Source organism: [Clostridium] aminophilum DSM 10710 (assembly GCF_000711825.1).
GTDB classification, from domain to species: domain Bacteria; phylum Bacillota; class Clostridia; order Lachnospirales; family Lachnospiraceae; genus Clostridium_R; species Clostridium_R aminophilum.
This window is the reverse complement of sequence record NZ_JONJ01000017.1, coordinates 57508-71526: the sequence shown is the minus strand read 5'-3', so window position 1 is coordinate 71526 and position 14019 is coordinate 57508. Positions and strand designations below refer to the sequence as shown.

Annotated in this window: 13 protein-coding genes; 1 reads left to right on the top strand and 12 read right to left on the bottom strand. The window is 39.3% G+C overall.

Annotated elements, in window-relative coordinates; translation table 11 throughout:
- Positions 1-245 (top strand): transposase domain-containing protein (locus tag BR86_RS0112130; protein ID WP_031474267.1); only part of this gene is annotated, 245 nt, incomplete at its 5' end.
- 426 nt (positions 246-671) lie between these two features.
- Here the strand turns inward: BR86_RS0112130 and BR86_RS0112125 are convergent.
- The 12 genes from BR86_RS0112125 to guaA all read right to left on the bottom strand — a co-directional run bounded on the left by BR86_RS0112125 (position 672) and on the right by guaA (position 13667).
- On the bottom strand, positions 672-992 hold the full coding sequence (locus BR86_RS0112125; RefSeq protein ID WP_031474265.1) for a type II toxin-antitoxin system RelE/ParE family toxin: 321 nt from the start codon (positions 990-992) through the stop codon (positions 672-674).
- Positions 989-1294 (bottom strand): type II toxin-antitoxin system RelB/DinJ family antitoxin, encoded by a 306-nt coding sequence (locus BR86_RS0112120; protein WP_031474263.1) that lies wholly within the window; start codon positions 1292-1294, stop codon positions 989-991. Before BR86_RS0112120 ends, BR86_RS0112125 begins: the two co-directional genes overlap by 4 nt.
- 122 nt (positions 1295-1416) lie before the next feature.
- On the bottom strand, positions 1417-2925 hold the full coding sequence (locus tag BR86_RS0112115; protein WP_031474261.1) for a DEAD/DEAH box helicase: 1509 nt from the start codon (positions 2923-2925) through the stop codon (positions 1417-1419).
- 49 nt (positions 2926-2974) lie between these two features.
- Positions 2975-5080 carry a class I SAM-dependent DNA methyltransferase gene (locus BR86_RS0112110; RefSeq protein ID WP_242841609.1) on the bottom strand — a complete coding sequence of 702 codons (2106 nt, stop codon included), beginning with the start codon at positions 5078-5080 and terminating at the stop codon, positions 2975-2977.
- Complete coding sequence (locus tag BR86_RS0112105; protein ID WP_031474257.1) at positions 5073-5558, bottom strand: hypothetical protein; 486 nt, start codon at positions 5556-5558, stop codon at positions 5073-5075. Before BR86_RS0112105 ends, BR86_RS0112110 begins: the two co-directional genes overlap by 8 nt.
- Positions 5558-6718, bottom strand: a complete 1161-nt coding sequence (locus BR86_RS16080; protein ID WP_051684792.1) for a restriction endonuclease subunit S — start codon at positions 6716-6718, stop codon at positions 5558-5560. Before BR86_RS16080 ends, BR86_RS0112105 begins: the two co-directional genes overlap by 1 nt.
- Before the next feature lie 13 nt (positions 6719-6731).
- A complete protein-coding gene (locus BR86_RS0112090) occupies positions 6732-9515 on the bottom strand; it encodes a type I restriction endonuclease subunit R (protein ID WP_242841608.1) in 2784 nt (927 codons plus the stop codon).
- Complete coding sequence (locus tag BR86_RS0112085) at positions 9469-9699, bottom strand: helix-turn-helix domain-containing protein (protein WP_031474253.1); 231 nt, start codon at positions 9697-9699, stop codon at positions 9469-9471. The genes BR86_RS0112090 and BR86_RS0112085 overlap by 47 nt, the downstream gene beginning before the upstream one ends.
- A 382-nt stretch (positions 9700-10081) precedes the next feature.
- The gene (locus BR86_RS0112075) at positions 10082-10468 is read right to left on the bottom strand and encodes a plasmid mobilization protein (protein WP_031474249.1); all 387 of its coding nucleotides are present in this window, start codon (positions 10466-10468) and stop codon (positions 10082-10084) included.
- A gap of 3 nt (positions 10469-10471) precedes the next feature.
- Positions 10472-11554: a site-specific integrase gene (locus tag BR86_RS0112070; protein WP_031474247.1), complete on the bottom strand. Its 1083-nt coding sequence runs from the start codon at positions 11552-11554 to the stop codon at positions 10472-10474.
- Positions 11555-11591: 37 nt separating this feature from the next.
- The gene (locus BR86_RS16165) at positions 11592-11762 is read right to left on the bottom strand and encodes a hypothetical protein (RefSeq protein ID WP_154661387.1); all 171 of its coding nucleotides are present in this window, start codon (positions 11760-11762) and stop codon (positions 11592-11594) included.
- A 363-nt stretch (positions 11763-12125) separates the two neighbouring features.
- Positions 12126-13667 carry a glutamine-hydrolyzing GMP synthase gene (gene guaA / locus BR86_RS0112060; protein ID WP_031474245.1) on the bottom strand — a complete coding sequence of 514 codons (1542 nt, stop codon included), beginning with the start codon at positions 13665-13667 and terminating at the stop codon, positions 12126-12128.
- Between the last annotated feature and the right edge of the window lie 352 nt (positions 13668-14019).

Below are 14019 nucleotides of genomic sequence, written 5' to 3'. Positions count from 1 at the left end.
TCCGCGGATTCTGCATTGGCAAGAAGAACTGGGTCATGATCGATACCATCAGTGGAGCGAAAGCCAGCGCTGTCCTATACAGCCTGGTGGAAACAGCCAAAGCGAATAACCTTAAACCCTATGAGTATTTCAAATATCTGTTGGAGCAGATCCCCGAGCATGGTGAGTTCGAAGATAATTCCTATCTGGAAGATCTTCTTCCGTGGTCAGATAAACTGCCGATAGAATGCAGACAATCGAAGTAAAAGACTGTTTCAGCCATCCCTAAGTGGGATGGCTTACTGTTAACCAAGCACCCACTATTTACCGTTTACCTTTGATCTATGTATAAGAGAAATATTTTCATTTTGTAAGAACTTGGTTTCGGTGCGGTCGAAGACCGAAAAAAAACACACCATCCCGCTTACAAGACAGTGTGTTTCCCATAGACTTTACGATCGCCTGATGATCGTACTGATCTATCAAGGCTATACTATACGCATATAACTTAACTGCAATATACTCATATATCTCATATATCCCATTTATACATGTAAACGCACTCTCTAGAAAAGCATCAACATCTAGTGAGATTGATTTTCTTTTATGGCTATATGTTGTTGTGGTTTTACGTTTATTCCGTCGGTTCTTTTGCTTTTTAAGACTTTTTGCAACCAAAGTGCAACCATAAGTTAATAGTCTTCTTTCAACCGCTTTTCAATATCAGAAGCACTGTATAATACTCTTGTTACTATAACAACTTCTTCTTTGAACACATAAAATACCGAATAGTTATCTACCAGCATGCGCCTTAGTCCTTGCGAGCGTTCTGGTTCAAAATCTACCAGTCTGAATTTCTCTGGGAAAAAGCCAAGTCCAAGCGCAGCATCAGCTATTCTGTTGTACTGGCCCATAGCATTTTCCGGTGATTGCAAATTCAATGCGATATATTCATATATCCCATTCATATCTGCCAGTGCTTTCTCAGTGATTTTTACAGGATATTCTCTCATCTGTGACTCTCTCTAAAAGCAGCAAATGCTGACTTTGCATCCTGTACTCGGCCTGCTTCAATATCATCAAAGCCTTCCTGTAATTTTGTATGAATCTCTGCAGTCGTCATAAGATCTGCATTAATAGCATCCAGAGCCTGCGGTAATGCTACTTTAAACGGAATGCCTCCTGTAAGCGTAATTTGCTTTAAATACATATCAATAGCTGTAGACATTGGGATTCCAAGACGTGAAAGTACATCTTCAGCTGATTTTTTCGTTGTAGGATTAACTCGTAAATTGAGTGTTGCTGTTTTCTCCATACTTATCAACTCCTTTTTATTTATTGTAACGCGATTTGCGTTACAATTCAAGATGCATTTATATTTTTTCACTGAATGTCGATTCTAATTGTCTTTTGCACAATCTAATTTCTGCAAAAAAGCTACCTTACTAGTTCATTTTCTTTTATCATCAAAAGCTTCCTAAACATCTTAGGATTATTTAAAACTATAATGCAAAGACGTTCTCTTGTCCGTGATATATTTTGATAGAATAGTTTTGGGAACAAATAATCAGGATTGGGGTGCTCTTTTCCCTCCAAATCGCCGTCATCACTATACCTGAAATTATTATCCATAATAATAACCACATTATCGAACTCTTGTCCTATAACTTGATGAGAATTAATATTAGCAGAATAATGATCTATTCCATTAGAAACAAATTGTGAAGGCGTAAATGTAATAAACGTATAGCCTTTATTCTTGTATAACCTTAGCAACTTGTCAGACTCAGTTATATCATTCGCATACATGATATCTATGCAGTCATAATTCATGGGTTTCCGCGGAACTTCTGTCAATCTAAGCATTGTTCTGATAAATGAAAAAATAACCTTATTTGTTCTAATTCGATCCGATAATTTCATCTCCTGAAAGCCATCTATATTTCTTAACTTTTGCGGATTATTTCTACGAATTTCTTTTTTCGACAAGCATTGCGCAAAATCATAAGAAAAAATACACCCCTCAATTATTCCTTCATTATAAAGTTCCAAAATACTAGCCAGTGTTGAGGCATATAATCTTTGTGTCTCATCCACACAAATAAAATCAAACTGTTCTAATGTCTCCTTTAATGCTGACTTTGCTTCTATAATAGACAAGTCAGCTAGCTGTTCATCTATGATTTTATGCCCTTCAGCCAAAATACCAGAATGTATAATACAAACTCGCCTATCGTTAGATAAGAATCTCGCCATATCATATAACAATAGTGTTTTCCCAGTCCCTGCGCTTCCACGTATGCCCCAAAGCTTGTCACCGTCCAATAATCCCTCAAGAATACTTTTTTTTATAGATTCCTGCTGATTCGTCAAAAAATACTCTCCATCCAGAAATTTCTTAGGAGTATTTATTGGCGATATAAGGTAATCCTTTGGTCGAAAATGCTTTTCAATATCCTCTGTATATGGATTTTCTACTTCATGTAAGTTCCCTATAATATCCTCGAATGTAGTTTCGACTAATGAATCATTTACAAGTTTTAAAATCTTATAGTGTGTATTATCCACTTGCATATATGTATAACTGTAAATTGTAGTAGCCACATTTGATAAATAATATCTGTTCTGCTTCAGCTGTTTTATTATTCTTTCTTCTTCAACTACCTGTTCTTTTAATTCAACATTTACAGTTATCCCATTCTTTCCAATTTTCAAAAGATCAAATTCTTTAGATATCTGTGGAATTGTAAAAGAATAAAACCAATCATCAAAGCAGTCTTTGCTTGCATGAAAAAGCATTAAATTTGCAACAATAATTCTTATTAATGCTATTTCACTTTCTCGAATTCTTAACTTTTCTTCTCTCCATGAAATATTCTTTTCGAATAATGGCAAGATTTCTGGTTCAACATTTCTAGTTAGTGCATACAAATTAATAGCTCTCAATTGTAGTCTTCTTCTCCCGTATACCTTTTTTATAAACAACTACCACAAACTATGATTTTATTTTTTCATTTAAAAATATAATTCCTTCAGTAATCGATATGCATCTGCAATTATATAAATTGTTCACTGCACGCATGAATGCGTCTTCTGAAAGTTCATCATAGTGATAATCTCGTAAAATATCGTTTGTTGTTTGCAAACATTCATCCTCTGTCTGACTACCGTTCTGCAACGCAAGAAGAATTGCTGTTTCATTCTCGGAAAAGTTAATCTTAGTTAATGATAGTGCACTAAATACTGCCCCTAATATTGACGCAACAGAAACGAGTTTATTGTCAGATGTAGCCCATTCTGCACCACTAATACCAAGTCCAATAAAAGCAGAAGCTATTTCTTCAAACATCCCATTTTTCAAGTTAATAACAACATTAAAAGGCTTTCTATCCCTACTAGTTAACCCATTCTTTGTGTTTATAGTTAAATAACAAAATTCTAGCGTACTTGAATGGAATAGTTCATCTCCAACAGTAATCTCTAAAAAACCTATCTTTTCTAACTGTTTTTCAAATGTATCAGCTTTAACAAGCGACACATTATAACGAGCAGATAATTCTTTAATTATTACATTAGCTGGCGTGTTATAGCTATAGTCCTTATCTTGTACATTGTTACTCTTCAGCTGTTCCTGCAGTTCCTGAAAACTTTCTAGTGCGCTCTGCAGGTTCTCAATAATATCGCCAGCCAACTCATCTGGTGATGGCAAATTGTCAAGATCAGCAAGCGATTTATCCTTGATCCAAAAGATATCAAGGCTCGTCTTATCTCTTTCTAAAATGTCATCGATCTTATACTTGCGCCAACGTCCATCTGGATTCTCTTCCGACCAGGTTTCGTGACGCTCATAACGATTCTCAGGATTATAACATTTAATAAAGTCCTGCAGATCAGCGTAATTCATCGGATGCTGTTTCAACGTAAAATGCACATTGGTTCTGAAGTCATAAATCCATACTTCTTTTGTCTGCATCTCAGGGCAAGCTGGTTTCTTATCAAAGAATATAACGTTAGCTTTAACACCAGGCTTATAGAAAATGCCTGTAGGCAATCTTAATATTGTATGCAGGTCTGTTGTCTCAAGCAGTTTCTTTCTGACTATTTCTCCGGCTCCACCTTCAAAAAGGACATTATCAGGTACAACAACTGCTGCCTTACCAGTTGCTTTCAAAATAGTATTGATATGCTGCACAAAGTTCAGCTGCTTATTTGAGCTTGTAGTCCAGAAATCCTGTCGATTATATACAAGATCTTCTTCCTCTGTCTCATCATTCTCGTTAGTAAATGTAATAGATGACTTCTTACCAAAAGGAGGATTTGTCAGAACATAATCTACGCGATAACCTGGGTCTGATAATAATGCATCGCCAAGAGTTACCGGAATTTCTCCGTATATATCTCCAATATTATGAAGGTATAAATTCATAAGTGCTGTCTTAAATGTAGCTGCTACAATCTCGTTACCGTGGAATGTCTCATTCTTAAGAAACTCCTTCTGCTCACGGTCAAGTGTATAGTTCTTTGGATCTGCAAGATAAGCCTGTGCTGCAAGAAAAAATCCACCACTTCCACAACATGGATCTGCAATAGTCTTTCCTGGCTCAGGGCGCATACACTCCACCATTGCCTGAATCAGAGATCTCGGTGTGAAATATTGACCTGCACCACTCTTAATATCTTCAGCATTTTTCTGAAGCAATCCTTCATAGATTTCACCTTTGACATCAGATGACATAGCTACCCATTTTTCGCCATCAATCATCTGAACTACTCTATAAAGAATTGCTACATTACTAATCTTGTTTACTGCACCCTTAAAAATTTGACCAAGGATTCCTTTTTGTTCACCCAGTTTTTCAAGTGTATTCTTATACTGAGTCTCTAGTTCTGCTCCCTTAAGGGTATTCATATCAGACCAGGTATATCCCACGGGAATCCTTGTCTCTCTTCTATATGGTGGTTTTGAATATTCATCTGACATCTTAAGAAATATAAGATATGTCAGCTGTTCAAGATAATCTCCATATGAAACACCATCGTCTCTAAGAGGGTTACAAAGGCCCCATACCTTAGATACTATAGCGGATGTATTTTCACTCATCATTCTTCTCCTTCATCAGTTTCAAACATTCATTATGCAAAGAATTCATTAGCATATATATGAACTTTACATCACATGTCATTTCCTTATATTCATGGACATACCTAGAAACCTCAAAAGCCTTTCCAATCTCCTTCAACGTTAGATCAAATTGTTCTTCTAAAGTATCCTTGCGTATTCTTTCCTGTATACTTTTATCTTCAATTCTGTTAAAAAGTTTATATAAATTATGCTCTCGAAGTTGCTTCTCATTTTTAACTGTATGTGTGTATGTCAAAATCACCTTCAGAAACAATTCACACGTAAAAGCTGCATTAGAAATCATCGGAATACTACACTCAATCAAATGTGGCAAAAGTATCATAGATGCCTGCATATATTCTTTTGCACTTTTATAAGCAGATTCGGCATATTTTATGAAGTCCTCCTCCGTTCTTAATTCTTTACGAAGATTCTTATCCATTTGAAAATACGCCATTACAGTCTCCCTTCAAATGCTTCCTTTAGAATACTTTGACGCATTGCTTCTGCATGTTGTAAAGCTTCATCAACTGTCAGTTGAATTGAATCACATACAGAAAAGCGTTCTTCTATGCTATCAACTATTCGTTTAGCTTCCGCATCTGAAATATTCGGCACCCTTGAATCTCGAATATCATCTAATCCAAGGCCAAGCTTCCCAGCTCCACGTTTATTCTTTAATAAATCCTTTTGTCCTAATTCACTTCTTAAAAACCAAGCATACATCTCACTCTGCTCTGGATTCTTAAAACGAATCATTGCAATATGCTGATTAACATACGCTTCTTGTATCTTGTTTGTAACCAAACCAATGCTTCCTAAGTCTGCAGTTATTGATACAAGTACATCGCCTGGTTGTAGGCGTGATCTCTTGCCCTCTGCTTTTTCTGGCAAATTCACGTATTGCCTGTCTTCTAGCTTAATATCAATAGATGTTCTAGTAAGATTACCAATCCTTATAAATAACGCTCCTTTGTCAGCATAATACTTCGCCCACCCTCTTGATCCGCTAGTTACAAATTCAGATGCATTCCTAATTGTTTCAAAATGCTTAATGCTTGAAAACGCTTCTTTCAACACTGCCTGTCTATATACCGCCAACTGTTCCTTTGTTTTGTTTAAGGTATCGACCACATTATCAAGCGAGGAGAAAAGTTCCTCAATGCTAAAGACAATACGTTGTTGCTCATCAAGTGGTGGCACGGGTACTGGAATCTGTTTCATTTGTGTCTGTGTTAACTTCAATCTGGTAGTTCCCGAAACGTATCCTTTGTAGTTGAAACTATTCAAATAGTAGCAAAGAAATTTACTATCTCCCTTAACTTGAAGGATATGAGCATGGTTATTAACCCATGTTTTCCCTGAAACAATATATGCCTTGGAAGCAAATGCATCCAAAAATGGTGCACCATCTTCGCCCAAAAGAACATACTCTCCGTCTGTAATGTAATCATCTATATATCCAACCTGGCCTGTAGCTCCATAATATGGATATAGCTCGTTAACGCTCTTCCCCTCAATTCGTTTGCTTCTCTCTTTACTATTTAACGGTTTTCGTAAACTATCACATATGTTAACCGCTTCGACTAAGGGTACATATTTCCATCTATTATTCATGTATATTCCATCCTTAAGCTACTAACTCTATATTCATCTCATTTAATATTTCTTCATACTGATCACCAAAGGCATCATAAAAAGCCGCCAATCCACCATGTTTATCAAATGGTGTAAGATCTAGATCCTCTGGCAATATGCTCAGCGATGCAATTATGTGATCCTTAATAAGCCTCAGCCACTCCATCTGCTCTTCCGTGAAGTGAACAGCACCGGTATTCTTGCGGAATGTCCATTGCATGAAGTTATAATTTACCTTATCCGCAAATGGTGACAGATTATCTGTGTATCCCATCTCAAATCTGATCAAGGCAATCAAGTCCGTAATCTGACCCAGCGTACCTTTCTTGACCTTATCAGGCTTCTTCATTGCATAGGAATCCCACAAACGTTCTACAGTTATACCCTTGGATTGAAGCTTTTCATATAAAGCTTTAAGGCCTTCTATCGCCATCGGTCTATCTTTGTATGTCTGATTATAGATAATACGAAGAGCTATAATATCATTCTTATTCTCTTCAATAAACTCATGAAAGGACTTGATCACATTGTCGGCATTATTAGCCTTTTGCGTATCGAATCCCGAGAATAAAACATGGTCAATGTTTTCATCATCTATAATCTGATCATGACTTCTGCGAACGTTCTCAATATATTCTCTGACATCCGGATTATGAAAAGGCTCTGTAGCTTCTTTTATCAGTTCTCTCTTAGCCTCTTCGAGTTCTTTCTCATCAGGCTCATCTTTGCCTGTTGTCAGAACTGCCCTATCATGAATTACATCTACATCAAAGGCATTCAACAATTTCTCTGCAACAATTCCGGCAGACTCTCCAACTACTTTGGCAAAATTCTTCTGTTCGGAAACTGTCATCTGTGCATTCAGACGGATTACTCTATTAGCCAATGAAGTAAGCGTATCTTCATCTTTGGCACCAAGAGCCACATTCATCATAAGTTCCTTCATAGACACAGTTGGCTTTCTTTCAAGCGGTCTCGTATCAGTTTTTTTAGATGAAGTAACACCTACAGCATCAACTATTACAAAGTGATCTTTATTACCGGTAGCGGACGGAGTAACCTTCTGAAGGTCATCAGCCTTTAACGTTCTGGTGCCTCTGCCCTTCATCTGTTCAAAATAATTTCTGCTTCTTACATCACGCATAAATATCAGACATTCAATAGGCTTGACATCTGTACCTGTAGCAATCATATCTACAGTTACAGCAATACGCGGATAGTAATCATTCCTGAATGCGCTAAGCACAGATTCAGGATTATCTGCCTGATAAGTAATCTTCTTACAGAACTCATTACCTTCACCAAACTCTTCTCTAACAATCTGGATGATATCGTCTGCATGACTGTCCGTCTTTGCAAATATCAGTGTCTTAGGCACTTCTTTTCTATGTGGAAACAAGTTTGTAAACAAGTTTTCCTTAAATTCATGAATGACAGCTCTAATCTGGCTTGGATTCACAACCTCTTTATCAAGTTTTCCCTTTTTGCTTCCTGAATAATCTTCATCCTCATCCATTTGCTGCCAGCGCATCTCTCGAGACAGTCTGTCCCTATACTCAATCAAGCGCTTCATTATTTTGGCACCATTCTTAGTAATATCTGTCTCGATCAGGAATATATCTTCCCCGACATTGACACCATCAACAATAGCCTGCTCTCTTGGATACTCACTTACAATATTTTCATTAAAGAATGCAAATGTTCTCTTATCTGGAGTAGCTGTTAGACCTATAATAAACGCATCAAAATATGTCAACACCTGGCTCCACACGTTATATATAGATCTATGACATTCATCAACAATAATGACATCAAAAAACTCAGGGGGATACTTCTCGTTATAGACCACTTCCTTCGGTACTTTTGATTCCGCTGTTACATATTCATCAAAAGGTACTTCTTCTGCACCTTCATCAAGTTCCTCCCCCTTCAGTATGGAGTACATTCTCTGAATTGTACTAACACATATCTGAATGTCATTAGGAATGTAAGAGTTCTTTAACCGTCTCACACCATAGAGCTGTGAAAAATTTCTGGAATCATCATTAGGTGTGTAAGCAAGGAATTCTCTTTCTGCCTGTTCACCCAGACTCTTTGTATCAACAAGGAAAAGGATTCTGTTAATCTTGGCATACTTAAGTAACCGATACGCAGCTGTAATAGCTGTAAAGGTTTTTCCCGCGCCTGTTGCCATCTGAACCAATGCCTTTGGTCTGTTATCCGCAAATGACTTATCTAGGTTATTAATAGCGTTAATCTGACACTTTCTGAATCCGTTGGTATCAAGTTCCGGAAAATGTTTCATATTATTTCTAACGGTATCCTGCGCTGCCAGAAGAGTCTTCAAAGTCTCTGGTCTATGAAATGAAAAAACTGTTCTGGAGCGATACTTGATATCTTTGTAATCTGTAAACCTTACAAGCTTATCTGTAGCTTCATAAGCAAATCGAATCTGATAATCCTGCTGTACCCATTTAAAGGTACTGTTGGCATATCTGGCCGACTGGCCTTCAACAACTGTTATGTTTTCTCCAGCTTCTGTCTTCTTGGCTTCGACCACACCCACAGGAGTTCCTTCTACAAAAAGAGCATAGTCCACCGGGCCTGTACTGGTAGGGAATTCTCTAACAGCCACGCCTATACCTGCAGTAAGGTTTAACCTCTTCATATCCTGGATAATCCATCCGGACGTAACAAGCTTCTTATCAATTTTCTCTCTTGCTTTCGCTTCAGGACTCATTTTTGCCAGCCCCCTCTTCATCATTAACAAATTCACAGACGTCTTCTATATTACAATTAAGCGTTTTACAGATTTTTTCTAAAACTTGCGTACTTATATGCTCATTTTTTCCTAATTTAGCCAACGCATTTGTAGTGATTCCTGATTTAATTCTGAGATCCTTTTTCATCATGTCTTTATCAATCAGGAGTTTCCACAGTTTGTTATAACGAATTGCCATAACTTTTTACCTTTCATGTTTGCTTACAAACCTCGATTTTGAGGCATTTCACCACAAATATAATTATAACAGAGCAGTCAGCTTTCATCAATTCAAAATTGAATATTTCAATCTGCGTGAAAACTCTTCAATAACAGCATCTTCTCACAACTTCACACAAATAATGATATTGAAATTCTAAATGATGCAAATAAAAAAAGAGGCCTCCAGCATCACTAAGATACCAGAGGCCAGCACCACCTTCACTACCTTATCCAAATTCGCGAGCAGTGTACTCTTGTACAATTTTGCTCGTTGGGGAAATTTTCCCCAATCCCCATAAAACAGATTTTTCAAATCTGGCTGCGCTCTTAAACGAGCTTTATTACGCTTTGCTATATTTCTAGGAATCACAATTTTTATAGAATCCATCCAAGATTTCCAGAATCATTCTCAGACATTCCAGCTTTTCTAATTCAAGTTCATCCACAGATTTAAGTGTCAACAAATGTTCATCAATCAGCTTCATCTCATTTTTGATAGCATCAAAAGTTTTGATATTCCCAACAACAGAAATCTGATTGTACATGCAGCTTTGTGCTACGTAATCTTGGATCATCAGACCTGAAAGTCTGATCCTGTTAAATATAATTTCTTTCTCTTCCGGCGTCACTCTAAAATTGACACATGCAGACTTTTTTCGATTTTTCTCATCCTTCTTTTTCGGTTTTGTATTCTTTAGCAAAGTATCCCGCCTGTAAATTTTCCTATGTTCTTTACTATCACTCATAGACTAATTCTCCATTCTCTTATAATCCTGATTGAGTTTATCTGCCATCTTACGCTGTTTCGATGGATACAAATGAGAATATGTCATCGTAACCGACATGCTCTCATGGCCTAATCTATCAGCTATCTCCACTGGAGAAAAACCTAGCTCAATAAGATGTGCCACATGGCTATGTCTTAGATCATGAATACGTATCCTCTTCACCCCTGTCTCCCTGACACCACGATCCATCTCATGATGAAGATAGGATTTTGAAACATTGAAAAGTCTTGTATCATCATCGCATTTATAAAGCATAGAAAAGTAATCCTCCATCTCATCGCATAAAAAGTCTGGCAGATCAATCACGCGATTACTCTTTTGTGTTTTCGGATCTGTAACATAGATTTCACCCTTTAAATGCTGTAAGGACTTATTAATCGCTAAGGTCTTTTTCTCCAAATCAAAGTCTCCTCTGGTAAGAGCCAATAACTCTCCACAACGAATTCCACACCAGTACAATATTTCAAAAGCATAATAAGAAACCGGCTTTTCCTTCATGGCTTCCTTGAACGTTTGATACTCTTCTCTAGTCCAAAACAGCATTTCTTTAGCTTTGGATGACCCCATAGAGCCAGCAATCTTTACCGAATTATCCTTTAGTCCATAATATCTTACTGCATGATTAAAAAGAGCTGACAGCTGCGCAGAAATTGATCTGAGATAGGTTGGCTGGTAACGCTTTCCCTCCTCATCTTCCATCTGCAATATCGTATTCTGCCACTGAATCACATCCGTCGGTGTAATATCAGAAAGAGCCTTATCTTCAAAATATGGAATAATCTTGGTACGAAAGGCATGTTCCTTGGTAAGCCTGGTATTGTATTTGATTCTAGGCCCAATATCATCGAAATACGTCTCTACAAATTCCGTGAATCCCATATTGAGATTCTTAGACTTCTGAAGCAGGAACTTTCGCTCATACTCCAGTGCCTCACGCTTTGTTTTAAATCCTCTTTTATGGAGGACTTTTGTTTTATTTTGCCAATTGGTGTACCTGGAGTAAATCGTCCAGGTACCTATAGCCTCATCTTTACTTACTGACATAGTTTTCCTCCCTTCATTTCTTCATGCATGCTTCTTCTTAGTAAAAGCGATTAATCTTACCTGCCATTGTAAGAAGTTTGGGATTCTCGGTTTTCATCTGATCTGAAAGTTGTTTGATAATGGCATAGCCTTTACTTCTGGATACTCCCCAGTCAGCACAGACTTCATCAACGCCTACATACATTGGTTTTGTCTTTGTGATTTCCATAAATAAAATCTCCTTTCCGATTTCATTTAAATTACTATTGATATCATTACCGAATAACAAACATAATCGCGCATATATTCCACCACCTCCTCTGACTTTCTTAAATCTATGCAAAAATAGGCATAAAAAAATGCGTGGGAAGAAAATCAATTCTTCTCACGCATCTTAAATGCCTTTGCTTTTCTATATTAATAGTATCACTGCTCTTTTCCCGTGTATATGTCCAATGTCGGACGGGACGAGACAAAACGAGTCAAAACAAGACAAAACAGGACATTTTATTAAATGGCTGATTTTTGCAACCATTTTGCAATCAGACAATTTAAAAATCCTGTATTTATGCCCGTTTCCAGCGATAATCCATTATTCAAACTCGATCGTTGCCGGCGGCTTATCCGTGCAATCGTACAGTACACGGTTCACTCCCTTGACCTCATTGACCACTCTGGTGGCAACGCGGGAGAGAACCGGCCACGGAATCTCCGCTGCCTCCGCCGTCATGAAGTCGGATGTGCAGACCGCGCGAAGCGCAATCGCGTAATCATAGGTTCTTCCGTCGCCCATAACGCCGACGCTTCTCATGTTGGTCAGAGCGGCAAAATACTGGCCAAGGCCCTTCACGCCTGCCTTCTCCACCTCTTCGCGGTAGATCGCATCTGCCTCCTGAACGATGCGGACCTTCTCTGCGGTTACCGCCCCGATGATTCTGACGCCGAGACCCGGGCCCGGGAACGGCTGACGGTATACCAGATAATCCGGAATACCAAGTTCCTTGCCCAATGCGCGAACCTCATCCTTGAACAGCATGCGAAGCGGCTCGATGATCTCCTTGAAATCCACGTGTTCCGGCAGACCGCCGACGTTGTGGTGAGACTTGATGGTTGCGCTGTGGCCAAGACCGGACTCGATCACATCCGGGTAAATGGTTCCCTGAACGAAATAGTCCACGGTACCGATCTTCTTCGCCTCTTCCTCAAAGACGCGGATAAACTCCTCGCCGATGATATGGCGCTTCTTCTCCGGATCCTCCACGCCCTCAAGTTTCTTATAGAAACGCTCCTGCGCATTGACGCGGATGAAGTTCAGCTTATACGGGCCATTCGGTCCGAAAACAGCCTCCACCTGATCGCCCTCATCCTTGCGGAGAAGTCCATGATCAACAAAAACGCAGGTCAGCTGCTCACCGATGGCCTGAGCCATCAGGACGCCCGCAACGGAAGAGTCTACGCCGCCGGAAAGAGCAAGAAGGGCCTTGCCGTTTCCGATCTTGTTCCGGATCTCCTCGATGGTGCGCTCCTTAAAATCGGACATCTGCCAGCTGTCACCGCAGCCACAGATCTTGTGAACAAAGTTGGACAGGATCTTCTGTCCTTCCTCGGTATGATTAACTTCTGGATGCGCCTGGATGCCGTAGAACTTCTTCTCCGGATTCTCCATGGCCGCAACCGGGCAGACATCGGTGTGAGCGGTTACGCGGAAACCTTCCGGAATCTTTGCCACATAATCGGTATGGCTCATCCATACGATGGAATCTTTCTTTACGCCGTCAAACAGCATGGAATCCTCTGCATCGACGATCATTTCGGTCTTGCCGTACTCACTGGTCGGAGCCGTCTCAACAACGCCGCCGAGAAGGTGGGATGTCAGCTGGTGACCGTAGCAGATGCCGAGTGTCGGAATGCCGAGCTCAAAAATCTCCTTCGGGCACTTCGGAGACTCCTCTTTATAAACACTGTTCGGACCTCCGGTGAAAATGATGCCTTTTGGGTTCATTTCCCTGATTTTCTCAAGTGACAGTGTATTCGGGTGAACCTCACAGTACACATGACACTCTCTTACTCTTCTGGCAATCAGCTGATTGTACTGACCGCCGAAGTCCATAACAATGATCATTTCTTTTTCCACGGTTATTCCTCCTGATAATTCCTGCGTGACGCACGAACGTACATTATCCTGCCAAATATCACGGCAGTCGCCATAGTCTCATACCATCACGGGCTCTGACTCGTTGCTCGCGAAATAGACTCATCATATTATATGTTAGACTTCCGTAATTGGCAAGCAGGTGTTCAAGAGTCTCTCCCCTGAGTCTCTCCTCAGAGTTTCTCACGAATTCTGGGGCGCAGGCTTCTCTCCGCATATGCTGACATGATTCCTGTCCCAATCCGGCGCATTCTTACGGAGAGAGCAGCTCCGTGGGATCGTCGGCTCCGATGGTTATAGTTTTCTTTGGAAATTGCCTTCCATCGGAGCGCTG